Origin of the sequence: Bradyrhizobium erythrophlei (assembly GCF_042430365.1) — a bacterium.
In the GTDB taxonomy this organism is placed as follows: Bacteria; Pseudomonadota; Alphaproteobacteria; order Rhizobiales; family Xanthobacteraceae; genus Bradyrhizobium; species Bradyrhizobium erythrophlei.
On record NZ_JBHMET010000078.1, the window covers coordinates 1 to 24,318 of the forward strand.

Here is a 24,318-nt window from a genome sequence, read left to right on the forward strand (position 1 = left end):
ATGAACCGCTATCATTAGGATAAAACCGCCTTCCCGGAGCTAACTGGACAGGCTCCTAGCTCGCCCGCATCCGCAGGCCCGGCGTGTCGCCGCCGCCGATCACCGCGCGGCGGTCGGCGACGGCGTGGTGGAATTGCTCCAGCGTGAGCCCGATCACTGACAGATCGCCTTCCTCGATCGCGCCGTCGTCGTAGCAATCGAGCGCCTCGCGCAACAGCTGGTCGGCCATGCCCTGCATCGTCGCCAGATCTTCCGCCGTCTCGGCGCCGCGCACCCTGGAGATCAGCGCCAGCAGATTGTCGCGATGGCTGATGTATTGGTCGCGTTCGTCGCGCTTCACATAGTGGCGGAACCAGGCCCCGGCCGATCCGAGGCCGGAGAGCACGAGGATCGCGCCCCAGATGTAGTCGGTATATTTCTCGAGGAAGGTGCGTTCGGTGCCGTCGATATAGGCCGCCGCGCCCTGGTGCGCCGGCAGCGCCGCATCCTTGTCGGTGTCGGGCTTCTCGATCTTGGCCGCACCAGGCACGTCGCGCGCGACCTGAAGGCGGTCGGTGAACAGCTGCCGCACCAGCGCGCTGACGGTCGACTCGTGCAGCGTGTGCTGCGCGACGATCAGGTGGTTGACGCTGACGGTCTCGACCTTGTCCTCGGGGCGCGCCGGCGACGACGAGAAGATGCTGCCGGCGATTTCCTCGGACTCGTAGCGTGGATGCTTCTGCGCGATCGCTTCCGACACCTCGATCGGCAGGAACTTCGGTTCGCCGCGCGCGGCCGCCGTCGCCGCGATCGCGTCGGCCGTGATCTTGCTGTTGAGCGGTCCGACGGTCATGTAGGCGTCGAGCGAGGCGTCGTGCGCGAGATCGGTGATCTGGTTGGCGGCGAACTGGACGATCGTGACCTTGTCGGGGTTGACGCCCGACTCCTGCAGGATCACCCGCAGCAGCGTGACATTGGCCTGGGTGCGGCCGATCACGCCGACCTTGCGGCCGGCGAGATCGTCGATGCTCTTGATCTTGGCGGCGGGCGGCTTCTTCGAACCTTTTGGCGGCAGGCCCGACGGAGCCCACAGCACCACGACATTCTTGCGCAGGATCGCGACCGCCTCGGCGCTGGTCGGCAGATTGAGGTCGACGCGCGCGACCGCGAGCTCAACCTTGTTCGCCGCGAACAGCGCGACGCTCTCGGTTGCGCCCTGGGTGGTGACCGGCGTCAGCCGCACTGCGCTGCCGTCATGGGCAAAGGTCTGCGCGAAGGCCTGCACCAGTTTCACATCGTCGCTGCCGGGCGGACCGACCGCGATGTGCAGCGTCACCGGACGCAGCGCGTAGTAGAGCGTGGCGGCGGCGACGCCGAACAGCAAGATGCCGGCCGCAAGGATCAGGAGCGACGAGTTTCGCCGCCTGCGCCTGCGGCGCGTGGGACCGGAATTTTGGCTGGGCTCTGACATCTTACTGTCACGTTACACGAAAAACCGGCAATGCGCGGTGAAAAAGAACCTTACAATTCGATGACGTCATACGTTTGAAACATCCATGTCAGAACGTCGTGGGAGCAGAATCAAGTTAACGATTTGGGTCTCCTGCGATGCGCATACTCGTTGCGACCGATGCCTGGCATCCGCAAGTCAACGGCGTGGTTCGGACGCTGACCTCGCTGGCGCGGAGCGCCGCGACGCTCGACGCCGAGATCAATTTCTTAACGCCGGACGGCTTTCCGTCGGTCGGCGTGCCGACCTATCCGGGCCTGCGCGTCGCGCTGCCGAACCGGGCCGAGATCGCGCGCCGGATCGAGGCAGCTGCGCCGGAGGCGATCCACATCGCGACCGAAGGCCCGATCGGCTGGGCGGTGCGCGGCTATTGCCGCCGCAACAAGCTCGCCTTCACGACATCATACACCACGCGCTTTCCGGAATATGTCTCGGTGCGAACCGGCATTCCCGACAGCGTCGGTTACGCGGTGCTGCGCCACTTCCATGCGGCGGCGTCGATGACGATGGTTGCGACCGACTCGCTGCGACAGGAGCTCTCCGAGCGCGGTTTCCGCAAGCTCGGCTTCTGGACCCGCGGCGTCGACACTGGGCTGTTCAATCCGGACCAGCCTGCCAAGCTCGATTTGCCGCGGCCGATCTTCATGACCATGGGCCGCGTCGCGGTCGAGAAGAATCTCGACGCCTTCCTGTCGCTCGATCTGCCGGGATCCAAGGTCGTGGTCGGCGACGGCCCGCAGCGTGCGGCGCTGGAAGCAAAGTATCCCGGCGCGATCTTCCTCGGCGAGAAGAAGGGGCAGGACCTGACCTCGCATCTCGCGGCTGCCGACGTCTTCGTGTTCCCGAGCCTCACCGACACGTTCGGCGTCGTGCAGCTCGAAGCGCTGGCCTGCGGCACGCCGGTTGCGGCGTTTCCGGTCACCGGCCCGAAGGACGTGATCGCGGATCATCCGATCGGCGCCATCGACAACGACCTGCGCAGCGCCTGCCTGCGCGCGCTAACGATGTCGCGCGCGACCTGCCGCAACTTCGCGCTGGAGCGATCGTGGGAAAACAGTGCGCGTCAGTTCATCGGTAATCTGGCCACGCTGCAGCCGAGCCGCGCCCCGCGGCCGGCCCGCCGCGTCGCCGGTCAAAGTGCGGTTCCAAACTAAAGCTTGATCCGGAAAGGCAGGTGCCTGTTTCCGATCATGTCAAGCTTCAAACAATATCGAGCGAGAGACGAGAGACCATCCATGGCAGATATCATCAAGCTGGACGCCAACCGTCCCCTGGACTTCGATCGCGAGACGGTCGAGCAGGCCTATGACCGCTGGGCGCCGATCTACGACCTGGTGTTCGGCGGCGTGTTCAGCAAGGGCCGGCAGGCGGCGATCCAGGCCACCAACAAGATCGGCGGCCGCGTGCTCGAGGTCGGCGTCGGCACCGGCATCTCGCTGCCGCTCTACGCGCCGCATGTGCGGATCTTCGGCACCGACATTTCGGAAGCGATGCTGGAGAAGGCCAGGAAGCGCGTCGCCGAATACGGCCTGAAGAACGTCGAGGGGCTCGCGGTGATGGATGCCGAGAAGCTCGAATTCCCCGACAATTCGTTCGACGTGGTGATGGCGCAGTACGTGCTGTCCGCGGTGCCGAACCCGGAGGCCGCGCTCGACGAGTTCGCGCGCGTGGTGCGCCCGGGCGGCGAGCTGATCATCCTGACCCGCGTCAGCGCCGACGCTGGCGTGCGCCGCTTCATCGAGCAGAGGCTGCAGCCGGTGGTGCGTCCGCTCGGCTTCCGCACCGCCGAGTTCGCCTGGTCGCGCTACACCAAATGGCTCGCCGGCGCGCACGGCATGGAGCTCGCCGAGCGCCGCCTGATCCCGCCGCTCGGCCACTTCTCGCTGGTCCGCTTCCGCAAGGCCGACGTCGCTAAGGCGGCCTGAGTTCGGCGCCGATCCTCCTCCGTCGAGGCGCTTCGTCCGCGCAAGCGCCTCGAGACGAGGGAGCGGCTGTTGCGTCAAGGCGTCGCTGCACACTGTCATATGTCATTATGATGATGTCACACGCCTTACATCGAATCCCTGTAAACCATGTCCCGAAAGATGTTGGGGGAACCAATGATCAAGAATTTCCTGCAAGAGCTGCGTACCCAGCGCTGGGATGACCACCGCTACTATCATCACAGCCGCATCAACCAGAGCCTGCACTTCGTCAGCGCGCTGAGCTTCCTGTTCGCCTATGTGATGCTGTTCTTCGATCCGGTGATCTCGGGCCTGGTCGGCTGGCTGGTCTCGATGACCTCGCGCCAGGCCGGGCACTTCTTCTTCGAGCCGAAGGGTTACGACCACGTCAACCAGGCGACCCATGAGCACAAGGAAGACATCAAGGTCGGCTACAATCTGCAGCGCAAGGTCGTGCTGATGGCGATCTGGGCGCTGTCGCCCGTGGTGCTGTACTTCGACCCGACCCTGTTTGGCCTGTTCACGCCGTGGGCGACGTTCGCCGACTTCGCCCGCCAGGTGGCCAAGATCTGGCTCGTGGTCGGCATTGGCGGCCTCCTGTTCCGCACCGTCCACCTGTTCTTCATCCGCGACGTCGAGACCGGCCTCGTCTGGATGACCAAGATCATCACCGACCCCTTCAACGACCTGAAGCTCTATCACAAGGCGCCGCTGTTCCTAATGAAGGGCGAGCTGATCGATCCGGGCCTGCATCTCGTCGGCGAGCTGGAAGAAAAGCACGCCTGAGCGCCTGCCGCCGATTACTGAGATCGTCGTGTTGACACGCGTCATGCCCGGGCTCGTCCCGGGCATCTACGTCTTAGGGCTTCTGTGAAGAGATTAGACCAAACTGCTCGTCACAATGGAACTGTGCTCCCTCTCCCGCTTGCGGGGGAGGGCTGGGGTGGGGGTATCGCCGCGAGTCGTATCGTGGATAGAGCCCCCACCCGGATCGCATCTGAAGATGCGATCCGACCTAAGAGCGAGCTTCGCTCGTCTCGACCCCCGCAAGCGGGAGAGGTGGAGGAGGAGCGCGAGGGGCTCAGGGGCGATGCCGCCTCAGCGCCCGAGCTTCACGGCGACCATCTCTTTCAGGATCTGCCGCTTGATATCCTTGTTGGTCTGGCCGGCCTTCTGCCACCACCAGCCGTCGCGCTTCATCTTGTCGCAGGCGGTGACGAAGCGGTCGGTGACCTCGGCGAAATCGGCGTCGGTGAAGTTCAGCGTGAAGATCAGGCGGCCGGTGCCGACCCAGCTCAGTGCCAGCCCCTCGGCGCGCAGGTAGTACTGCAGCATCCAGTTGTAGCGGGACGGCTCGGTGTACTGCACCATCCAGATCGACGAGAGGTTAGCGACGCGAACCGGGAGGTCCTGCGCGGCGAGGCCGTCGTTGAGCGCTTTGGCGCGGCCGTTCCAGGTCTCGTCGAGGCCGTTGTAGATCGCGCGGAAGTTCGGGCTGGCGAGCCGGCTCAAAAACTCGTCCATCGCCGTCATGACATAGGGGTGCGAGTTGAAGGTACCGCGGGCAAAGCAGATGTCGGCGGGGCGGTCGTCGCGGAAGCGCCGCATCAGGTCCTTGCGGCCGCAGACCACGCCGATCGGCAGGCCGCCGGCGAGGCTTTTGCCGTAGGTCACCATGTCGGCGTTGACGCCGAAATATTCCTGCGCGCCTCGGGGCGCCAGGCGGAAGCCGACGAACACCTCGTCGAAGATCAGGACGATGCCGCGTTGGTCGCAGACCTCGCGCAGCTTCTTCAGCCATTCGGTGTAGGCGGCGCGGTCGTAGCGGCCGGCGCGCGAGCTGTCGACCAGCGCGGAATCGCCGGGCGCGTTGGCGTTCGGGTGCAGTGCCTGCAGCGGATTGACCAGCACGCAGGCGATGTCCTTGCGCGTGCGCAGCACATGCAGCGTCTTCTCCGACATGTCGGCGAGCGTGTAGGTCTCGTGCGGCGAGACTGGGTTGCCGACGCCGGGCTGCACGTCGCCCCACCAGCCGTGATAGGCGCCGGCGAAGCGGACGAGGTGCGTGCGCTTGGTGTGGTAGCGCGCCAGCCGCACCGCCTGCATGACGGCTTCGGTGCCGGACATGTGGAACGAGACCTCGTCCAGGCCGGAGATCTCGCAGAGCCGCTTCACATTGTCGGCAATAACAGGATGGTAGGGGCCGAGCACGGGGCCGAGCGCATGCGCACGCTTCTCGGCTTCCGCGATGCATTCCTTGTAGAAGTCGTTGCCGAAGATGTTGACGCCGTAGGAGCCGGTGAGGTCGTAGAACAAATTGCCGTCGAGGTCGGTGACGGTGACGCCGTTCGAGGCCTGCATGAAGGCCGAGGTGTTGAGGTGCTCGCGGACCAGGCGGCTGTACTGGAACGGCACGCGGTAGGTTTCGGTGAATTTGAGGTCGGAGATGCGGTCCGACACGTCGGCGGTCAGCGCGCGGCCCTTCGGGAAGCGGTCCTTGTAGAGGCCGGCGAGCCGGAAGAAGCCGTCCTGGCGCTGCATCGCGACCTCAGACGGCGCTCCGTCGGAGCGGAAGAACGCGTCGATGTCGAACTCGTAGTGCGGCACCATCCGCGCGACCAGCTTCGACATCTTGGAATGCCCGGTCAGCGAGCGATGCTTGGCGCGCGACAGGGCAATGCGGGCCTGAATTTTGGGGAAGGCTGCGGCGGCGCCGGCAAGCGCGGCGGCGGACAGCGAGAGAATCGGAAGGGATGTTTCCATGACAGAAGCGCTAGCGTCGCAGGCTGACAGATTCATGACAGTGAAGGGCCTGATCGCGGCTTTGACCCAGCAGGAGGACCTCAATTTTCTGCTAACCAACCGGATTCCGCGAGCCGCGCTGACCCGGTTCATGGGCTGGTTTTCCAAGATCGAGAACCCCCTGGTCCGCGATGCCTCGATCGCTTGCTGGAAGCTGTTTTCCGACCTCGACCTGTCGGAAGCGAAGAAGACCGAGTTCAGGAGCCTGCACGACTGCTTCACCCGCGAGCTCAGGCCGGGCCTGCGCCCGGTTGTGGCCGATCCGTCCGTGATCACGAGCCCGTCAGACGCGATCATCGGCGCGCACGGCCGGATCGAGGACACCGAGCTGTTCCAGGTCAAGGGCGCGCCGTATTCGCTGCTCGACCTCGTCGGCGATCCCGCCCTCGTCGAGCAGCACAAGAACGGCCGCTTCGTCACGCTGCGGCTGACGTCGAGCATGTATCACCGCTTCCACGCGCCTTACGATCTCACGATCGACAAGGTCACGTTCATCCATGGCGACGTCTGGAACGTCAATCCGATCGCGTTGAAGCGGATCGAGCGGCTGTTTTGCAAGAACGAGCGCGCCGTGCTGCGCACCAAGCTTGCGACCGGCGAGGCACTGACGCTGGTGCCGGTGGCGGCGATCCTGGTGGCGAGCATCCGCCTGCATTTCCTCGACGTCACGCTGAACGCGCAGAGCAGGGGCCCGGTCGATTTCCCCTGCAACGCGCAGGTGAAGAAGGGCGACGAGCTCGGCTGGTTCGAGCACGGCTCGACCATCATCGTGCTGGCGCCCGACAATTTCGAATTCTGCGACAACGTCGCGGAGGGAACGCGGATCAAATGCGGCGAGCCGCTGCTGCGGAGGCCGGCAACGTAATTATCTTGCACTAAAGCGCTGCGCGATAGAGACCGAGCTCGCTGGCCTTAGGTCGCTTCGCCGGTCATAGCTCGCTGGGCAAATAGGAGATAGTCGGGATCTACGATGTTTTTCAGCAGAAGCATTTCGTCGATGCTGAACCATCTCAGCTCCGTATGCTCGTCGCAGACGTTGGCCGGGTTACCGCCTCGCCAACTCGTAACGGCATAAACATGATGCAGCGCAACTCCATAGATTTCCGGCCGGCGTTCCTTGACGGTCGCGACGAGCCTGAACTGAGTTGGTGTTACCCCAACCTCTTCTTGAGCTTCGCGGACAAGCGCATCATCAAGGCTCTCGCCGGCCTCAACGCGCCCGCCGATCGTATCCCAATGGCGCGGCCACACTTTTTTCGAGGGTGCACGCAGGCCGAGAAGGACTTTGCCATCTGAGCTGATGAACAGTGCTCCGACAGTTCGGGTGGTTTGATCTTGCATCGCGTACAGTCTTGCGATTAACGAGCGGGGAAACATAGCCTAACAGAGCTATTCTGGATACGACGCACGGTTGCCCGCGGAGGGAACGCGCATCAAATGCGACGAGCCGCTGCTGCGAAGACCGGTAGTCGCGGAGAAATAGGCCTCTTCGATCGAGCCGAACCTCCCGCTGCCGTCAGCCTTTCGACCAGGGCGAGCGTAGCGGTGCGGTCACGGCGACGACGCCGAGGATGATCAGGACCATTCCCGCGATCATCGACCATGTGAAGTCTTCACCAAGGAAGAGGCTACCCAGCGCAACTGCAAATCCAGCGCGCAGGTAGCTGCCGCTGGTGGTGCCGAGCGGTCCAAGGGTGCGTATCAGGCGGAAATAAATGATCATCGCGATCGCTGTGCATAGGATGGCAAGAACGATCACCGACAACGCCGCCTCTGGTGTCAGACTCAAGGTCCAGGGTCGTTCGATGATCACTGCGACCGGCAGCATCAGGATGGCAGCGCCGCTCATCGCTCCCGCCGCGGTCACGATGGCGGGGAGGCTTGAGAAGCGTTGTCCCCACATCGGGGCCAAAGCATAACAGAGACTCGCGACCAGCACCGCGATCTGTGCCAGAGGGGCTGTCGTGTCGATGTCCCGGAGCGACTGGAAGCCGACCGTGACCAACACGCCGATGAAACCCGCTCCGACGCCGATCGTCTTTTGCACGGGGATACGCTGGACATTGCGTCTCGTTACCAGCGTGATCAACAGCGCGAATATTGGTGGCGTTGCGTTGAGCACGCCGGCAAGGCCGCTTGCGATATGCTTCTCGCCCCAATTTATGAGTGTGAACGGCAGGGCGCTCTGGAGTAGCCCTTGAATGAGGAAGGCGGCCCAGGTCTCGCGGTCGCGGGGCAGGGAGAGCCCGCTCATTCTTGCGATCAGAACGAGAAGAAGCGCGGCGATCGTCGCCCGCGTGGCTGTCATGGTCAGGGGCGGAATTGTTTCGATCGCGACCTTGATCAAGGTGAACGAACTGCCCCAGATCAGCGACAGCAACATCATTAGGCTGATGTCCAACGCGAGATTGAACTGATTTCGGCCGCTTGGCGCGGCATTGAAACTTGTTGCGGATGCTTGTGTATTCACGGTGGCTCCTCTCGAACTGACCTTCAGGATCCTTCGGAGCAACGCGCCATGCTCGCTGGAATCGGACCTCATCCCCCGATCCGGTCCGATTCCAGCTACTCAATGGGGTGTCATGAAGCTAGGCTTCCGGCATGGCCGTGTTTTCGCCCCCTCTGGAGTCACTTCCTCCGCATCTCGACCGGGCGACATGCGACCGCGCGCGGCTGGCTCGCGATCGCAGCTTCGACGGCCTGTTCTTTTCAGGTGTCCGATCGACGCGGATTTATTGCCGTCCGGTCTGTCCGGTGCGTCCTGCGCGCTCCGAGAACGTCACCTTCTATGCAACAGCAGCAGCGGCGGAACGGGCGGGGTTTCGGCCATGCCTGCGCTGCCGACCGGAAACGGCGCCGGGATCGCCAGCCTGGATGGGGACAGCAACGACGGTGGCGCGTGGGATACGCATGATTGATGAAGGTTATCTGGATCGAGGGTCCGTCGCCGAACTGGCGACGGCACTCGGCGTCGGGCCGCGTCATCTGTTGCGGTTGTTCATGCGCCACGCTGGCGCCAGCCCGAGCGACATGGCCGCGACGAGGCGCGTGCAGAGAGCAAAGCGATTGATCGACGAGACGAATATGACGCTGGCTGAGATCGCGTTCTCGGCCGGCTTCGGCAGTGTCCGTCGCTTCAATGACGAATTTCAAGCGGTCTATAAGCGAGCGCCATCATCATTCCGCCGATCCGTCGGAAGCAAATTGTCGCGGAGTTCCCAGCTTTCGCGATAGCGACATGACGTGTTCCCGCGATCTCGATTTTGCTCCCGCAAGCCCCTATATGCGTGCGGGGTTGAACCACGATCTGAAACCGAGAAAATCCTGAAGGCTCAAAGATGGCGCGGACGCCTGTTCTGGCGGCGGGAGGCATTGTGCTGCGGCGGGAGAGCCCGCCGCGGTTTGCTGTCGTGCGCCTGCGCAAGCGCAACGAATGGGTGCTGCCCAAGGGCAAGCTCGATGCCGGCGAGACCGCGCGCGCCGCCGCCGAGCGCGAAGTGCTGGAGGAAACCGGTCACGCCGTCGACGTCCACGAATTCCTCGGCACGCTGGTCTATGACTCCGGCGGACGCTCCAAGGTCGTGCATTACTGGCGCATGGATGCCGGCAATGAACCGGTGCGCGAGCTGATGAACGACATCAAGGCGGTAGACTGGCTGCCGCTCGAGGACGCCGTCGAACGGCTGTCGCGCGGCTACGAGCGCGCGTTCCTGGAAAATGTCGGTCCGATCGCCTTGCAGGCCGCGGCGGCTGCCGAGAGCGCGCGACGTGCGCGCGTGCGGGCCGCGGCCGCGGAGAAGCGGCGCAGCCGCAGTTCAGCGCCGCCGCCGGTGATCGAAGGGATGCCTGATGTCGAGGATGCGGCGGTCGCTTTGCAGGCGGAAGCCGATATGCCGACCATGGCGCCGCATGAGACCGCAGTTGACGCGAGCGAAGCGGTCGAGGCGACGGTCATCGACGCGGCCGCGCCTGTGGAGCCGTCATTTTCGTCCGCGGTCGAGCCTGATGTCACTGCGCCGCGCCGCAATCTCATTCAACGCGTGCGCGACTGGTTCCGCCGCGCGGCCTGACCCGGCGCGTTCCGTTCATCGCTTCTTATCTTTGGGCGGCGGCTTCGCGACCCTGGGTGCAGCCGCAGCCGGCGGCCGTCGCTGCAGGAAGCCGGGCCGCGCCTGTAATCCGGGCCGCTGCAGGCCCGGCGGTACAGCGCTGGGCACGGCTTGCTGAATGCCCGGGGGCCGCGGCTGTCCTTGTGGCGGAGCAACCGGCGGCACGACGCCGCCCTGTTGCGGAATGCCCGGTTGCCGCACGCCGCCCGGCGGCTGCGGGCTTGCCGGAATTCGCGGGCTTACCGGTTGGATACCGCCCTGGCGCGCGGCCGGTGGCGGTCCGCCCGGTTGCGGCGTGCTGCCCTGGCGTACGGCAGGCGGTTGTCCGGCCGGCGTTGGTCCGGCGGGCGCTTGTCCGCTCGGCGGCCGTCCCGTCGGCACGCCCGGTGCGTTGGGTAGCGGCGCGCCGCCGGGCTGGCCGGGCAGGCTGTGCTGCGCGGCGCCTTGCTGCGGCGTGCCGGGTTGCTGTTGCGAGCCTTGCCGTCCGGGTGCGGCCGGTTGCTGCGGCTGTCCGGGCCGGTTCGGCTGACCCGGCACCTGCTGCTGCGGTTGACCCGGACGGGTCGGCTGCCCCGGTTGCCCCGGCTGCTGCGGCGCGTTGCGGTTCTGGCCCGGCAGGCCGTTCGGCTGCTGCCGGCTCGGTTGCGCCGGCTGGCCGCGGTTCGGATAGGGCGCCGCCGGATTGGCGCGGCGGAAGTCGGGATTGGCACGGCGGAAGTCGCGCTGCTCGGTGACGACTTGCCGACCGAGCGTCTGCGCGGTGTGCAACTGGCGCACAAAGCCCTGGTCGCGCGCGACCTGCTGCGGCGAGATCGTCAGCGGCACCGCCGCGAAGCGCGCACCGCCGGTGCCGGGACGTATCGCAAAGCCACTCGCCCCGCGCGTCAGCACGCCGAGCGAGGTGCCGCTGCGGTCGTTGACCTCGATGCGTCCAACGTGTCCGTCGGGGTCGGGATAAAGCTTGATGCCGACATTCCTGCTGGTCGCGGTCGCGCCTTCCGGTACCTCGACGAGGCCGGTGGTGCCGCGGATGCCGAGCGTTGCCGTTGGGGTCGAAATCTGCATGTTGCCGGTCTTGGCGACCGAGGCGGCGACGAAGGCTGCGGTGCCCTTGGCAACGTTGAACAGCGCGCTGTTCTGTTGGCCGCCCTCTTCATAGACGTAGTTGTCGATCTTGATCCTGGCGTTGGCCCGCAGGTTGAAGGTGGTGGCATCGTTGAAGGTGATGCCGAGCGTCGAGCTCGCCGCGGTCGCGACCTCGTCGTCGGCGTAGATGTCGTCGCGGATCTGCAGCGGCGTCGTGGTGTTGTTGCGCGTGACGGTGGCGGTGCCGGTCAGCGTCGCGACGTTGCCGATCGGCTCGGGCGCTGCGGCCTGCGGCGATGCTGCGGGCGTCGGGGTGGGTTGTGCACCGGGGGCGGGCGGTGGCGTTGCCGGGGTGGCAGCGGGTGGCGGGACCGGTGAAGGTGCAGGCTGCGCTTGCGCCAGTCGCGTCAGGTCGGGCGCGGCAATGGCCTGCGCATGCCATCCCGTGATCAGGCCGGCACAAAGCAGGAGCGCGAATCGGAGCTTGCGCCGCATCACCATGGATTCCCGGGAAGCAGTTGACGGTCGGATCGGCAATTGAGCCGCGTCAGGCTGAATGCCGAATGAACGAGACTGCCTTGTTGTCATGGCATGCCATGACGATCAAGCACCGCGTGTCCGGTCAACGGACACGCGGTGCTTGTTCAGTTCGCCGTCGGTTAAATTCAGCCGCGCTTGTGCGGGGTGATGTTGAGCGGCCTGGTGGCCTTGGTGGTGGGCGAATAGGTCGCGGGCTGCGCGGTCGCCGCCGGCGGCTCGTAGCGGAATACGGCCTTGCAGCCGTCGCTGAGCAGCGCGCGCTGGCGGATCATGCAGGCGGTGACGCGATCGACATCCGGAATCTCCGCGCCGCACAACCGCATCGCATCTCCGGTGCACATCTGCTCCTGCTCCTGCGTGTAGGCATGGGACGCCGTGGTCAGCAGGCCGAGCGTGAAGGCGGTTGCGGCCAGCAATTTGCCGTGGCGAAGCGCGGAAGCAGTGAAAGCCATCATGTGTCCCTCTTGATGCTGATCGCGCCACAGCGGCGCGTTGTCGGGCGCGATCACTACGGGTGCTTCGTTTCGGCAGTTTTTCGTCGCGGCCGCGAATTGGTTTCGTCGCGTGCCGCTTTGTTTCATTAACGACTTGGATGGGCGGCGCGCGCTGAGCTTGGCATGCAAGGGGGACCGAATGTGTAATCCAGATTCGAGGCACACGCAGGCCGTGCGACCGCAATGGTCGACGCCGCTGAAGAGATCAACCCTTCACATCCTATGCGGGTGATGTAGTCTGCGCGAAGAGCCGCCCCCAGATGTGCCGAAATTCTGGAGACAGACCGGCGGCGTCGATGCCCACGGCGGGCCCTGTTATCTTGTCCTTTTGTCGTCGCAACTGCGCCTGATTTGGAATCTGTTCTCGGCGAGGCTCAGCAATCATTTCAAACATGAACGGATGGAGGACTTGCCATGCATTTCTGCTTCACCGGTCACTACACACCGCGCGCAATCAACGCCATCTTGGAAAATCCGACGGTCAACCGCTACGAGGCCGCCAAGAAACTGATCGAGTCGGCTGGCGGCAAACTGGTTTCGATGTACAGCATGGCCACGGAGGGGCCGAGTGTCCTGGTGATTTTCGACGTGCCGGACCCGGGTATGGCGCCGGCCATCTGCGGCGTGGTCGTGGCCGCCGGCACGCTGTCCGATGTGAAGCTGACGCGCCTGTTCACACAGGACGAGATCAAGGAAGTGCGCCAGAAGGCGGTCAAGCTCAGGGCTGCCTACACACCTCCGGGCGGCTAGTCGGCGCGCAGGAGCGAAAGCGACGCTACCGATAACATCATCTGCTTTGGCGCAGCACTTCACCAGGCTGCGCCAAAGTTCTGGGAGTTGTGACGTTCGTTGCCGGAGCTGACCCGGATTTGAGTTAGCTCACGCGCTTCCAGGTCTGGCCGCCGCAGAACATGCCGCCGAAGGCGCAGCCCTGCACGCGCATCGCGTTCGGGCCCTTCATCGCGATCGTCGAGTCGTAGTTGCGACCGGAGTCGGGATCGTGGATGCGGCCGCTCCACGCGTTGCCGTCGGGCTTCATGTTGATCAGGATCCGCTCGTTGGTCGTGACGGCATAGCCGCAAAGATTGGCGCCGCACGGCTCGACGCGGACGTTGCCCTTGTTCTCTTCGGTGGCCCAGACGCCGATCGGTCCGCTCGGCGCGGGTGCCGGCGCTGCGGCGACGGGGGCCGGTGCGGGTGCCGCAGCCGCGGCGTCGACCGGGGCCGCGGTTGCGACGGTCGTGGCCGGTGCAGGAGCAGGTGACGGCGCGGCATGGGTTGCGACTGGCGCGGCCGGTTGCGGTGCGGGCTGTGCGGTGGCCGGGGCAGGAGCGGGCGCCGGCGAAGGAGCGAGCGCGGCTGGTGCCGGTGTCGTCGACGCGACGTCGTCATCGTCGTCTGTCTTCGAGCCGAGCCCCTTGAGATTGATGTTGCCGATCGTGCCGTTGTAGCCGGGCGCGGAGATCCGGATGCAGGACAGCGCGTTGCAGTTGCGCGGCGCCTCGACATGGATGCGCTGGCCGTCGATCTCGAAGGTGACGCCGATGCCGCCGGCATGGGCTGACGTGGTGGCCATCAAGAGTGCGGCGATCGTAATGAGCTTCTTCATGCGAGCCTCCTCGAACGGCGGGTGCGCCTGGTTGCGTCGGATTGGCCCGCACGCTACGCGCCGCCGCCGCGGCCTTCCGTGATGCACGTCACAGCAAAAACGCCCGACGGAGCGGGCCGCCGGGCGCGAAACTCTGATCAAATCGTGATGCCTAGATAACGCCGAAGATGATGGCGCCTACGAAGGCAAGTGCGACGTACGCGGCCACAATGCTCAGCTTGCTCAGCAGAGGACTCGCGAAATCCATTGAGAAGCTCCCTTGGTTCACAACGGTGCCCGCATTAACGCAATAGCTAGCAAGACGTTCCAGGCCGAAAAAGTCAGCGCTGCTGTCCATCCGTTCCCTCCGCTGCCGGCCCGGGTTCCAGCGCATGGTTAAAGAGACGTGAAATCAATGCGTTGAAGAGTCTTTAAATAAATTCGCCGAACGTGCGCGCATGACGCGTGGAGTTCGTTTGTATCTCGTCGGCTCCCTTGTCCTTGTTTCGCTGGCTGGTTGCGGTCGCGGTCTGTTTCAGACGGCCGAGCGCGAGCCATGGCGGGCCGAGGCCGAAGCTGCATGTCTCAAGTCCGGCGCGGTCAAGGAAAGCGCCGACCTGGTCCGCATCGATCCGATCTCCGGTCCCGGTGCGTGCGGTGCGGAATTCCCGCTCAAGGTTGCCGCCCTCGGCGAGGCCAGCTCAGCCTACGGATTCGCCGACAACGATCTGCGTCCGCCGGCCGCAATCGGCAATCAGCCGCGCTGGCCGATCAACCCGCCGCCGAGCCAGCCGCCGGCACAGCCAACCTATTCGGACCAGGCCCCGCGCCAGCCGGGCTACGGCGCGCAGTCGAATGGACCGATCTCGCTGACTGCGCCCGGCGTCGCGCCGCAGGAGGATGAGATCGACCTGCCGGCCGAGGGCGCGCCGGGGCCGAAAGGCGATGGTTATTATCCGGGCTTGTCAGCCAGCCCGCAGCGCGACCGCGCCGCCGCGCCGTATTCACCGGCGCCCTATTCGCAGCAAGAGCAACAGCCCGGCGCAGCGCCACTGCCGCGGCTCGGTCCGTCCAGCGGCAATCCGGTGCAGTCGGTCGGCCCGGTCGCGATGAAGCCGGCCGCGACGCTCGCCTGTCCCATCGTCTCCGCGCTCGAACGTTGGCTTGCCGATTCGGTACAGCCGGCGGCGCAGCGCTGGTTCGGCGCGCGCGTGATCGAGATCAAGCAGATCTCGGCCTATTCCTGCCGTGGCATGAACGGCAATCCGCACGCCCATATTTCCGAGCATGCCTTTGGCAATGCTCTGGATATCGCTGCCTTCACGCTCGCCGACGGCCGCCGCATCACGGTGAAGGACGGCTGGCGCGGCATGCCGGAGGAGCAGGGCTTCCTGCGCGACGTCCAGGCCGCCGCCTGCCAGCAGTTCAACACTGTGCTGGCGCCGGGCTCCAACGTCTATCATTATGACCACATCCACGTGGACCTGATGCGGCGCGCGAGCCGCCGCGTCATCTGCCAGCCGGCCGCCGTCTCCGGCGAGGAGGTGGCCGGGCGTGCGTCGGCTCGCAGCCCCTATGCGGCGCGGCGCGAGCCTTATGTCACAGGGGCGCTCGGCGGCAGGAAGCCGGTCGGACCGCGGCGCAAGGGCGGGGTCAACGAAGAAGACGAGTTCGCCGACGACTAGGACGTGGATTCTCGTCCCGGCATCGTTTTTGCCCGCTGTCGTACATACCGCGGCCATTTTGTTCCAGGATACAATAGTGAGGCCGGGCGGCCGGCCGACTCATTGGGGGTGGCGTTGCAAGACTTGCCGATCATTCTCGTCATCGAAGACGACCGCGACCTTCAATTCCTGGTGGAAGACGCCTTGAGGGATGGCGGCTATGAGCCGGCGATCGCGGGCTCCGGCGAGGAGGCGCTGACGCTGTTGAAGGCGTTCCGCACCAAATACAGCGCACTGGTCACCGATATTCGCCTGCTCGGCCGGCTTGACGGCTGGCGCGTGGCGCGCGGCGCCCGCGAGATCGATCCGTCGTTCCCGGTGATCTACATCACCGGCGCCGGCGGCAATGAGTGGCCGACCAAGGGCGTGTCGAACAGTGTGCTGCTGCAAAAGCCGTTCTCGCCGGACCAACTGGTCGAGGCGGTGTCGTCTCTTCTCAAGGCCGCGCCAAAGGCCTGAGACATCAGCGCGATGGAGCACTGCACAACATGGCCGCCGCCTTGTGCGGGGCGGCGAATAGGCTAGGTTTCGCTCCGCGCTCCGGCCCCAATCCAACAAGCAACAGGCTAGCGAAGGTTCCTATCCATGAAACGCGTCTCCGGTCTCGACATTCCCCAGACCCTCGCCGAGGCCTGCGATCCGCAGCGCCTCGCGCTTGTCGTCTACGACATGCAGGTCGGCATCCTCCGGCAGATCAAGAACCCCGAGGAGGTCGTCAGCCGGGTCTCGCGCGTGCTCGAGGCCGCGCGCGCCGCCGGCGTGCGCATCTTCTTCATGCGCCACATGTCGCTGCCCAAGGAGCTGATGGGCACCTTCGCCTACCGGATGGCGATGGCCTGGCAGCGCGTCGACGATCCCAACGAGGTCAAGCCGTGGTTCCTCAGGGATACGCCGGGCTTTGCCATCACGCCGGAGCTCGCGCCGCGGCCGAGCGAGGCGATCTTCGACAAGCTGACGATGTCCGCGCTCGAGGGCACACCGCTTGAGATCGCGCTGCGCGACTGCGGCATCACGACGCTGGCGCTGGTCGGCGTCGCGATGGAGATCGGTATCGAGCCGACCGCGCGCCACGCCGCCGATCTCGGCATCATCCCGGTGATCGTGGCCGACGCCTGCGGCGCCGGTCACGCCGAGGCCGCGCAGCGCTCGATCGAGTCGCTGAAATTCGCCGGCGACGCCATCTTCACCGACACCGACGAGTTCTGCCGCACCCTGCAACGCATGCCGGCATGAATGATTTCGCGCAGTCCATCGCGGCGGCCCTTTCGCTGGTTGCCGGCCGGGATCCGGAACTGCTCGGCATCGTCGGCCTGTCGCTCCGCGTCAGCCTGTCGGCGAGCGTGCTTGCGCTTGTGATCGGCGCGCCGCTCGGCGGCTGGCTTGCGATCTCGAAATTTCGCGGGCGGCAGGCGGTGATCGTGCTCGCCAATGCCTGCCTCGGCCTGCCGCCGGTCGTCGTCGGGCTCGGGCTTTATCTCCTGCTCTCGCGATCGGGGCCGCTCGGCTTCGCCGGCCTGTTGTTCACGCCGACGGCGATGATCGTGGCGCAGGTCATCCTCGCGACCCCGATCGTGGTCGCGCTGGTGCATCGCCCGGCGACCCTGCTGTGGGCGGAATACGCCGATTTGGTGCGGATCGACGGCCTGTCGCGCCTGCGCAGCCTCGCATTGCTGTCCTCGCTCGGCCGTGCCTCGCTGCTCACTGCATTCCTCGCGGCCTTCGGCCGCGCCATCGCCGAGGTCGGCGCCATCATTATCGTCGGCGGCAACATCAGCGGCTATACGCGCACGATGACGACGGCGATCGCGCTCGAGACCAGCAAGGGCGACCTTGCGCTCGGCCTCGGGCTCGGGCTGATCCTGCTGGCGCTGAGTGTCGGCGTCAGCACGATCGCCTTCCTGCTCGGGCGTGCATTCACGAGGTGAGACGTCGCACGGCCGTTCGCACGCATAGCCTCAAGCGAACTGTGCGAGGCCGTGGCCGACGGACCAGTTCTCTTTCGCGGTCGGAACGATGTTCACGAACACGTTCTCGGGGCGGATGCCGGGGTTTTCGCCGAGCCGCTCCGCGATCCGCCGGTACAGTGCCTTCTTCTGTTCCAGCGTGCGGCTGTCGAACACGGTGATCTGGATGAGCACGAGATCGTCGCTGCGCGTGACGCCATAGGCGTTGCCGTAACGGAAGTTCGCGGCGTCATGCTCGCTGATGGTCATGAACTGGTCGTCTTCCGGCACGTCGAGCGCTTCGCGCATCGCGCAGTAAAGGCTGTCGAAGATCGCCTGGCGGTAGGCTTCCGGCTTTCCGGCGCGCAGGGAGATGTGAATGATCGGCATCGCGGGTCCTTTCAGAAACCGGCCAGGCGGACGCGAGCCATGGCGGCCCGCGCACGGGTGGTTCGCTTCGTCGACGAAATGGGCTATCAACCCAGCAGTTTTTGACACGGTGTCCAGAAATCATGTTCTTGACGCCGTGTCAAATATTTTCCCGGCCTCGCTCCGAGGACGAGCGTCGATGGCCGGGATCGGACCTATCGAGAGGATGAGACATTGAGGCCGCGCGAGTTTGACCACGACGACGTTCTACGCATCGCGTTCGATCAATTCTGGCGCAAAGGGGTGCGCGGCACGTCGCTCTCGGACATCGCGCGTGACGCGGGCGTGCAGCGCGGCAGCCTCTACAATGCCTTCGGCAGCAAGGAAGCGCTGTTTCTCTGCGCCTATGAGCGCTATGCGAGCGAATATCTGCGCTCGCTGCAGAAGGCGCTCGGCGTGGGGACGCTGCGCCAGCGCCTTACCACGTTCTTCCATGTGACCATCAAGAACTTCCGTTCCGGCACGCCGCCCCGCGGATGTCCCACCACACGGGGACTGATGGAGCTGGGGTCGGTTGAAGGTGAGGGGCTGGATGAGAACGCGCGACAGGCCTTCGCGGATCTGATGTCGCGTATCACCGCCCTGATTCAGGACGTCCTGTCCGAGGGCGCCAGGCGCGGCGAGTTCGACGGAGACCCCGAGAGTGCGGCATTGCATATCGCCACCGTGACGCGTGGACTGGCCGTGCTCGAACGCGCTTTCGGCGATGAAGCCCAGCTCCGCAAGATTGCCGCACACACGGTCAATCTCGTCCTTGGCAAGCAAGGCCGCTAAAGCATGATCCGGAAAAGTGTGAAGCGGTTCTCCGAAAAGATCATGCTCAAACAAGAAGCTAAAGCGCGATGACGATTCAACCTAATCTCATCGCGCTTTAGGTATGCGTGCCGACAATGGCGACGCGCAACAGCAAGCTCAGCGTGCGTCGGCGTTGGGGAAAAACAGCTGCTCGCCGCCGACCTTGTAGTCGGCGATGGTCTTTTGTCCGTCCGCCGAGATCAGCCAGTCGATAAAGGCCTGTCCGTCGGCGGCCTTCACCTTCGGATGCTTCGCCGGATTGACCAGCATCACGCCATACTGGTTGAACAGCTTGCGGTCGCCCTCGGTGAGCACGGCGAGCTCGCCGCGGTTCTTGAACGACAGCCAGGTGCCGCGGTCGGACAGCACATAGGCGTTCGATGACGACGCCATGTTGAGCGCGGGGCCCATGCCCTGTCCGATCTCGCGATACCAGTCGCCCTTGGCGGCGGCGAGATCGATGCCGGCGTCCTTCCAGAGCCTGAGTTCGGCCTCATGCGTGCCGGAGCGGTCGCCGCGCGAGATGAAGGGCGCTTTGGCCGCCGCGATCTTGCGCAGCGCATCGGCGACATCCTTGTCGCTGGCGATGTGCGCCGGATCGGCCTTCGGTCCAATGATGACGAAGTCGTTGTACATCACGTCATGGCGTCGGGTGGCAAAGCCCTCGCTCAGGAATTTCTCTTCCGCCACGCGGTCGTGCACGAACACCACGTCGGCATCGCCGCGCCGCCCGATGTCGAGTGCCTGTCCGGTGCCGACCGCGACCACCTTCACCGCGATGCCGGACGCCTGGGTGAAGCGCGGCAGCAGATAGCCGAACAGGCCGGACTGTTCGGTCGACGTCGTCGACGCGACGACGATCGACCGGTCCTGTGCGAACGCGCTGCCGGTGAGCAGCAGCGCGGCGGCGACGAGGAGGTTTCGAACGAATGATGGCACGTGACTATGGCGTGGCGGACAATGATGTCGGTCACCATGCCGCATTTCGCCCGGTGACGCAAAGCAGGCGTGATGTCGCGCGCCGCGTTCGGCAATGTTAGGGTGGTCTCGAACGAACCAACAACAAGGGACCATCAATCATGGCAGCAGAAAAGGTCGCGCTCGTCACCGCGGGCGGCAGTGGCATGGGCGCCGCGGCGGCACGTCGCCTCGCGGCAGACGGATTCCGTGTCGCGATCCTGTCCTCGTCGGGCAAGGGCGAGGCGCTGGCAACCGAGCTCGGCGGGCTCGGCTTCACCGGCTCGAACCGGTCGAACGACGATCTCAAGCGCGCGGTCGACGGCGTCGCGGCGCGCTGGGGCCGGATCGACGTGCTCGTCAACAGCGCCGGCCACGGCCCGCGTGCGCCGGTGCTGGAATTGACCGACGAGCAGTGGCACACCGGGCTCGACATCTATCTGATGAACGTGATCCGTCCGACGCGGCTGGTGGCGCCGATCATGCAGGCGCAGAAGCGAGGCGCGATCATCAACATCTCGACCGCCTGGGCGTTCGAGCCGAGCGCACAGTTTCCGACCTCGGCGGTGTTTCGCGCCGGCCTTGCGGCCTTCACCAAGCTGTTCACCGACAGCTACGCCGCCGACAATGTGCGCATGAACAACGTGCTGCCCGGCTGGATCGACAGCCTGCCTGCGACCGACGAGCGCCGCCAGAGCGTGCCGATGCGGCGCTACGGCAAGATGGAAGAGATCGCCGCGACGATCGCCTTCCTCGCCTCCGACGGCGCCGGCTACATCACCGGCCAGAACATCCGTGTCGACGGCGGATTGATGCGGTCGGTCTGACGCTAGCTCTTGGTCATGGCCGGGCTTGTCCCGGCCATCCACGTCTTTCTTGTTGGAGGTGACGAAAGACGTGGATGCCCGGCACAAGGCCGGGCATGACGAGCAAAGACAGTTGCGCCCGATTTGGGTTAATCGCCTTTCGCGCTTCTCGCCATGAGGGCTCATGACGCGATGAAACGAGTTGCGTCTACACGCTGCGTGCCGTGCTCCAAACCTCGGTCGCCACAGGTGTGGCTACCAAAGATTGCGTTTGTCATGATGACAAACTGAAACCGCAGGACTAGCCTTCCGCCCAAAATCAAAACGCCCGGGAGGAAATGGCATGCCAGACGCAGCAGTCGCAGCACGTGCTTCTGAAACAAAGCGTAGTGGGACCACGCAACAGGTCGACGTCGCGGTCGTCGGCGCCGGGTTTGCCGGTCTCTATCTGCTGCATCGGCTGCGCAAGGCCGGCTTCTCGGCGGTTGTGATCGAGGATGCCAGCGACGTCGGCGGCACCTGGTACTGGAACCGCTATCCCGGCGCGCGCTGCGACATCCAGACCATCGACTACAGCTATACGTTCGATCCGGAGCTCGACACGGCGTGGACCTGGTCGGAGAAGTACGCGACCCAGCCGGAAATCCTGCGCTATCTCGGCTTCGTCGCCGACCGTTACGATCTCCGCCGCGACATCCGCTTCGGCACCAAGGTGAAGGCCGCGACCTGGGATGACGCGAACGAGCGCTGGCAGCTCGCGACCGACCACGGCCCGACCGTGTCGGCCCGCCACTACATCATGGCGACCGGCTGCCTGTCGTCGCCGAAGCCGCCGGAGATCGACGGCGTCAAGGATTTCAAGGGCGAGATCTATTTCACCGGCCGCTGGCCGCATGACGGCGTCAACCTGAAAGGAAAACGCGTCGCCGTGATCGGCACGGGATCGTCGGGCATCCAGTCGATCCCGATGATATCAGAACAGGCCGCGCATCTCACCGTGTTCCAGCGCACGCCAAACTTCGCGCTGCCCGCACATAACGGCCCGTCGCCGGACGATCGCAAGACCTATTTTGAAACCGACCGCGCCGCCTATCGCGAGCATGCGCGCTGGTCGATGGCCGGTGTGCCGTATCCGCAGCAGACGGTGGTGAGCTGGCAATTGAGCGATGCCGAGCGCCGCGAGCGCTTCGAGACGGCGTGGGCGGCGGGCGACCTCGTCCACATCCTGACGCAGCTTTGGGCCGACCAGGCCGTCGACGTCGACGGCAACAAGGTGGTCGCCGACCTGATCCGCGAGAAGATCCGCGCGGTCGTCAAGGATCCCGCGATCGCCGAAGCGCTGACCCCGCACGACCACCCGTTCGGCGCCAAGCGTCCGTGCCTCGATACGAACTACTATTCGACCTACAACCGTCCGAACGTCACGCTGGTGAATCTGCGCCAGGAGCCGATCAAGTCGATCACCGCTGACGGCATCTTAACCGACAAGCGCAAGGTCGATGTCGACGTGATCGTGTTCGCGACCGGCTTCGACGCGATGACCGGCGCCATCATGGCGGTGCATCCGATCTCCGGCCGCGGCGGCACGTCGCTCTCCAATGTCTGGGCGCACGGGCCGCAGACCTATCTCGGGCTCACCGTGGCGGGCTTCCCCAATTTGTTCATGATCACCGGCCCCGGCAGTCCGTCGGTGCTGTCAAACATGGCGGTGTCGATCGAGCAGCACGTCGACTGGGTGGTCGATCGGCTGGCGGCGTTGCGCGATGCCGGCTTCACGACCATCGAGGCGACCGACGCGGCGCAAGCGGGTTGGGAGCGGCACATGGGCGACTGCGCGATGCTGACGCTGCATCGGCTCGCCAACACCTGGTACACGGGCGCCAACGTCCCCGGCAAGCCGCAGGGCGTGATGCCCTATACCGGCGGCGTCGGTCCCTATCGCAGCATCTGCAACGAGGTGGTGAGCCGCGGCATGCTGGGCTTCAAGCTCACCGGTCCCAACGTCGCCGAGCAGTGCAATGACGGCGAGGTGGTGCGCCTGCAGCCGGATGTGCGGCTGGTGCTCGGCATGCTGGCGGAGATGAACCTGCCGCCGATCGAGACGATGGGTGCGCAGGGTGCGCGCGACTTCCTCAACGAGTTCAACAAGGGCCGTCCCGCGGGCCGGCCGGTCGGCGAGGTCGGCACCGGCATGCTGCAAGGCGCCGAAGGTCCGCTGCCCTACAAGCTCTATCGCCCGGCGACGCCGGGGCCGCATCCGATCGTGGTCTACTGCCACGGCGGCGGCTGGGTGCTCGGCGACGAGCTGTCCGACGATCCGTTCTGCCGCGACATGTGCCGGCGCACCGGCATGATCATCGTCAGCGTCGGCTATCGCCATGCGCCGGAGCATCGCTTCCCGGCCGCCGCCGAAGACGGCTACGCCGCGACGCGCTGGATCGCCGAGCACACCGCCGAGCTGGGCGGCAAGGCTGGGCCGGTGCTGGTTGCAGGCTGGAGCGCCGGCGGCAACATCGCGGCCGTCACCTGCCAGCTCGCGCGCGACCGCGGCGGGCCTGCGATATCAGGCCAGTTGCTGCTCTGCCCGGTCACCGACTGCACATTCGACCGTCCGTCCTATGTCGAGAACGCGACCGGTTACTTCCTGACGCGCGGGCTGATGTACTGGTTCTGGGACATCTATTGCTCGCCCGCCGATCGCACCGATCCGCGCGTCTCGCCGCTGCGCGGCAAGCTCGAGGGCCTGCCGCCGGCCTATGTCGTGACCTGCGAGTTCGATCCGCTGCGTGACGAGGGCATCGCCTATGGCGATGCGCTCGCGAAAGCCGGCGTACCGGTCGAGCAGCTCAAGGCGCACGGCCAGTTCCACTCGTCCTTCACCATGGTCGACGTCATCATCACCGGCGTCAGCGGCCGCGTGAAGATGGCGCAGGCGCTGCGCCGCTTTGCCGGCCTGCCCGAGGACGCCGAGCAGGACAATGCACCCGCACGCAGGGCGGGGGCGGAGGTCAACGCGGCAGCGAAGTAAGTGGGGGGTGGCGAAAATCCCCCGCGGGTCACGCCGCAGGGGATTTTCGTTTGTGCGCGTCGCCTAAATTTAGAGAAAGGCGAGGTGCTCCACCTTGTTCACGACGTCGTTGAGCGTCTGCTGCGTGGCGGCGGTGTCGCCGCCGGCCATGAACACCTGCCAAAACTGCCGGTCGACGATGTGCAGGTGCAGGATGGACACGCGAACGCCGTTCTTGTTGCCGGCAACTTCGGACTGCGTGTTGACGACGTCGGTGAAGCCGTTCTGCTTCAGCGTGTTGGCGACGACGCCCTTGAGCTCGCCGATATTGGCGAGCGCCTCGCTGAGGCCCATGCTGCGAAAATTGAAGAACAGGAACGCCATGTGACACCTCCTTCTGTTGCGGACGAGGGCAGCGCGCGGGAGCGCGCCGAACCGGCTCATTGCCGCTCAACCTGAGGTGTAGCCGTTCAGTAAATAATCGCGTATGAGCCGCTTCACAGGAACCGCGTTCGCGATCATGCGTCATTTGAACGCATGGGGGGTGCTAAAGCGGGATGAAGTTAGCTTGAATCGATTTGGGATTCCCAAATCGGGCGATTTCTG

The 24,318-nt window shown here is 65.2% G+C and carries 25 protein-coding genes; 14 read left to right on the plus strand and 11 right to left on the minus strand.

All coding sequences use genetic code 11. The features are described 5' to 3' along the window. Positions 1-55: 55 nt before the first annotated feature. The gene (locus ACFFWD_RS14835) at positions 56-1,450 is read right to left on the minus strand and encodes a TAXI family TRAP transporter solute-binding subunit (RefSeq protein ID WP_376966279.1); all 1,395 of its coding nucleotides are present in this window, start codon (positions 1,448-1,450) and stop codon (positions 56-58) included. A gap of 137 nt (positions 1,451-1,587) precedes the next feature. Between ACFFWD_RS14835 and ACFFWD_RS14840 the strand changes: the two genes are divergently transcribed. The 3 genes from ACFFWD_RS14840 to ACFFWD_RS14850 all read left to right on the plus strand — a co-directional run bounded on the left by ACFFWD_RS14840 (position 1,588) and on the right by ACFFWD_RS14850 (position 4,218). After that, positions 1,588-2,643 carry a glycosyltransferase family 4 protein gene (locus ACFFWD_RS14840; RefSeq protein WP_376966281.1) on the plus strand — a complete coding sequence of 352 codons (1,056 nt, stop codon included), beginning with the start codon at positions 1,588-1,590 and terminating at the stop codon, positions 2,641-2,643. Positions 2,644-2,724: 81 nt separating this feature from the next. Then, positions 2,725-3,414, plus strand: coding sequence for a class I SAM-dependent methyltransferase (locus ACFFWD_RS14845; RefSeq protein WP_376966283.1), 690 nt, complete (start codon positions 2,725-2,727; stop codon positions 3,412-3,414). Between the two features lie 174 nt (positions 3,415-3,588). Next, positions 3,589-4,218: a hypothetical protein gene (locus tag ACFFWD_RS14850; RefSeq protein ID WP_376966285.1), complete on the plus strand. Its 630-nt coding sequence runs from the start codon at positions 3,589-3,591 to the stop codon at positions 4,216-4,218. A gap of 312 nt (positions 4,219-4,530) precedes the next feature. Here ACFFWD_RS14850 and ACFFWD_RS14855 read toward each other — a convergent pair whose 3' ends face one another. Beyond that, entirely contained in the window at positions 4,531-6,195 is a 1,665-nt protein-coding gene (locus ACFFWD_RS14855) for an aminotransferase class III-fold pyridoxal phosphate-dependent enzyme (protein WP_376966287.1), read from the minus strand. 34 nt (positions 6,196-6,229) lie between these two features. Between ACFFWD_RS14855 and asd the strand changes: the two genes are divergently transcribed. Next, positions 6,230-7,099, plus strand: a complete 870-nt coding sequence (gene asd, locus ACFFWD_RS14860) for an archaetidylserine decarboxylase (protein WP_376966326.1) — start codon at positions 6,230-6,232, stop codon at positions 7,097-7,099. A 47-nt stretch (positions 7,100-7,146) separates the two neighbouring features. On the opposite strand, the gene ACFFWD_RS14865 is transcribed toward asd, so the two are convergent. Next, positions 7,147-7,575, minus strand: coding sequence for an NUDIX hydrolase (locus ACFFWD_RS14865; protein ID WP_376966289.1), 429 nt, complete (start codon positions 7,573-7,575; stop codon positions 7,147-7,149). Between the two features lie 175 nt (positions 7,576-7,750). Next, positions 7,751-8,776, minus strand: coding sequence for a DMT family transporter (locus ACFFWD_RS14870; protein WP_376966291.1), 1,026 nt, complete (start codon positions 8,774-8,776; stop codon positions 7,751-7,753). 59 nt (positions 8,777-8,835) lie between these two features. Between ACFFWD_RS14870 and ACFFWD_RS14875 the strand changes: the two genes are divergently transcribed. Both ACFFWD_RS14875 and ACFFWD_RS14880 read left to right on the plus strand, forming a co-directional pair. After that, positions 8,836-9,468: a bifunctional transcriptional activator/DNA repair enzyme AdaA gene (locus tag ACFFWD_RS14875; protein WP_376966293.1), complete on the plus strand. Its 633-nt coding sequence runs from the start codon at positions 8,836-8,838 to the stop codon at positions 9,466-9,468. A 104-nt stretch (positions 9,469-9,572) separates the two neighbouring features. Next, positions 9,573-10,304, plus strand: a complete 732-nt coding sequence (locus tag ACFFWD_RS14880; protein WP_376966295.1) for an NUDIX hydrolase — start codon at positions 9,573-9,575, stop codon at positions 10,302-10,304. Positions 10,305-10,319: 15 nt separating this feature from the next. On the opposite strand, the gene ACFFWD_RS14885 is transcribed toward ACFFWD_RS14880, so the two are convergent. Continuing rightward, positions 10,320-11,924 (minus strand): FecR domain-containing protein, encoded by a 1,605-nt coding sequence (locus ACFFWD_RS14885; protein WP_376966297.1) that lies wholly within the window; start codon positions 11,922-11,924, stop codon positions 10,320-10,322. Between the two features lie 170 nt (positions 11,925-12,094). Continuing rightward, positions 12,095-12,424 (minus strand): hypothetical protein, encoded by a 330-nt coding sequence (locus ACFFWD_RS14890; protein WP_376966298.1) that lies wholly within the window; start codon positions 12,422-12,424, stop codon positions 12,095-12,097. A gap of 453 nt (positions 12,425-12,877) precedes the next feature. Between ACFFWD_RS14890 and ACFFWD_RS14895 the strand changes: the two genes are divergently transcribed. Next, on the plus strand, positions 12,878-13,213 hold the full coding sequence (locus ACFFWD_RS14895) for a GYD domain-containing protein (protein WP_376966300.1): 336 nt from the start codon (positions 12,878-12,880) through the stop codon (positions 13,211-13,213). Positions 13,214-13,337: 124 nt separating this feature from the next. On the opposite strand, the gene ACFFWD_RS14900 is transcribed toward ACFFWD_RS14895, so the two are convergent. Then, positions 13,338-14,072 (minus strand): DUF2147 domain-containing protein, encoded by a 735-nt coding sequence (locus tag ACFFWD_RS14900; protein WP_376966302.1) that lies wholly within the window; start codon positions 14,070-14,072, stop codon positions 13,338-13,340. A 151-nt stretch (positions 14,073-14,223) separates the two neighbouring features. Next, positions 14,224-14,409 carry a hypothetical protein gene (locus ACFFWD_RS14905; RefSeq protein WP_376966304.1) on the minus strand — a complete coding sequence of 62 codons (186 nt, stop codon included), beginning with the start codon at positions 14,407-14,409 and terminating at the stop codon, positions 14,224-14,226. Between the two features lie 100 nt (positions 14,410-14,509). On the opposite strand from ACFFWD_RS14905, the gene ACFFWD_RS14910 reads away from it, so the two are divergent. The 4 genes from ACFFWD_RS14910 to ACFFWD_RS14925 all read left to right on the plus strand — a co-directional run bounded on the left by ACFFWD_RS14910 (position 14,510) and on the right by ACFFWD_RS14925 (position 17,700). Beyond that, a complete protein-coding gene (locus ACFFWD_RS14910) occupies positions 14,510-15,736 on the plus strand; it encodes an extensin-like domain-containing protein (RefSeq protein ID WP_376966306.1) in 1,227 nt (408 codons plus the stop codon). A 114-nt stretch (positions 15,737-15,850) separates the two neighbouring features. Continuing rightward, complete coding sequence (locus tag ACFFWD_RS14915; RefSeq protein WP_376966308.1) at positions 15,851-16,234, plus strand: response regulator; 384 nt, start codon at positions 15,851-15,853, stop codon at positions 16,232-16,234. 126 nt (positions 16,235-16,360) lie between these two features. Beyond that, positions 16,361-17,008, plus strand: a complete 648-nt coding sequence (locus ACFFWD_RS14920) for a cysteine hydrolase family protein (protein WP_376966310.1) — start codon at positions 16,361-16,363, stop codon at positions 17,006-17,008. After that, positions 17,005-17,700, plus strand: a complete 696-nt coding sequence (locus tag ACFFWD_RS14925; RefSeq protein ID WP_376966312.1) for an ABC transporter permease — start codon at positions 17,005-17,007, stop codon at positions 17,698-17,700. Before ACFFWD_RS14920 ends, ACFFWD_RS14925 begins: the two co-directional genes overlap by 4 nt. 30 nt (positions 17,701-17,730) lie before the next feature. Here ACFFWD_RS14925 and ACFFWD_RS14930 read toward each other — a convergent pair whose 3' ends face one another. Then, positions 17,731-18,108 (minus strand): tautomerase family protein, encoded by a 378-nt coding sequence (locus ACFFWD_RS14930; RefSeq protein ID WP_376966314.1) that lies wholly within the window; start codon positions 18,106-18,108, stop codon positions 17,731-17,733. A gap of 213 nt (positions 18,109-18,321) precedes the next feature. Here ACFFWD_RS14930 and ACFFWD_RS14935 point away from each other — a divergent pair, with 213 nt between their 5' ends. Further along, positions 18,322-18,921, plus strand: coding sequence for a TetR/AcrR family transcriptional regulator (locus ACFFWD_RS14935; RefSeq protein WP_376966316.1), 600 nt, complete (start codon positions 18,322-18,324; stop codon positions 18,919-18,921). Between the two features lie 138 nt (positions 18,922-19,059). Here ACFFWD_RS14935 and ACFFWD_RS14940 read toward each other — a convergent pair whose 3' ends face one another. Next, the gene (locus ACFFWD_RS14940) at positions 19,060-19,881 is read right to left on the minus strand and encodes an ABC transporter substrate-binding protein (protein ID WP_376966318.1); all 822 of its coding nucleotides are present in this window, start codon (positions 19,879-19,881) and stop codon (positions 19,060-19,062) included. Positions 19,882-20,021: 140 nt separating this feature from the next. Here ACFFWD_RS14940 and ACFFWD_RS14945 point away from each other — a divergent pair, with 140 nt between their 5' ends. Together ACFFWD_RS14945 and ACFFWD_RS14950 are read left to right on the plus strand one after the other, a co-directional pair. Beyond that, complete coding sequence (locus ACFFWD_RS14945) at positions 20,022-20,726, plus strand: SDR family oxidoreductase (RefSeq protein WP_376966320.1); 705 nt, start codon at positions 20,022-20,024, stop codon at positions 20,724-20,726. Positions 20,727-21,048: 322 nt separating this feature from the next. Beyond that, positions 21,049-23,733 (plus strand): flavin-containing monooxygenase, encoded by a 2,685-nt coding sequence (locus ACFFWD_RS14950; protein ID WP_376966322.1) that lies wholly within the window; start codon positions 21,049-21,051, stop codon positions 23,731-23,733. Between the two features lie 69 nt (positions 23,734-23,802). On the opposite strand, the gene ACFFWD_RS14955 is transcribed toward ACFFWD_RS14950, so the two are convergent. Then, a complete protein-coding gene (locus ACFFWD_RS14955; protein WP_376966324.1) occupies positions 23,803-24,096 on the minus strand; it encodes a hypothetical protein in 294 nt (97 codons plus the stop codon). Positions 24,097-24,318: the final 222 nt, after the last annotated feature.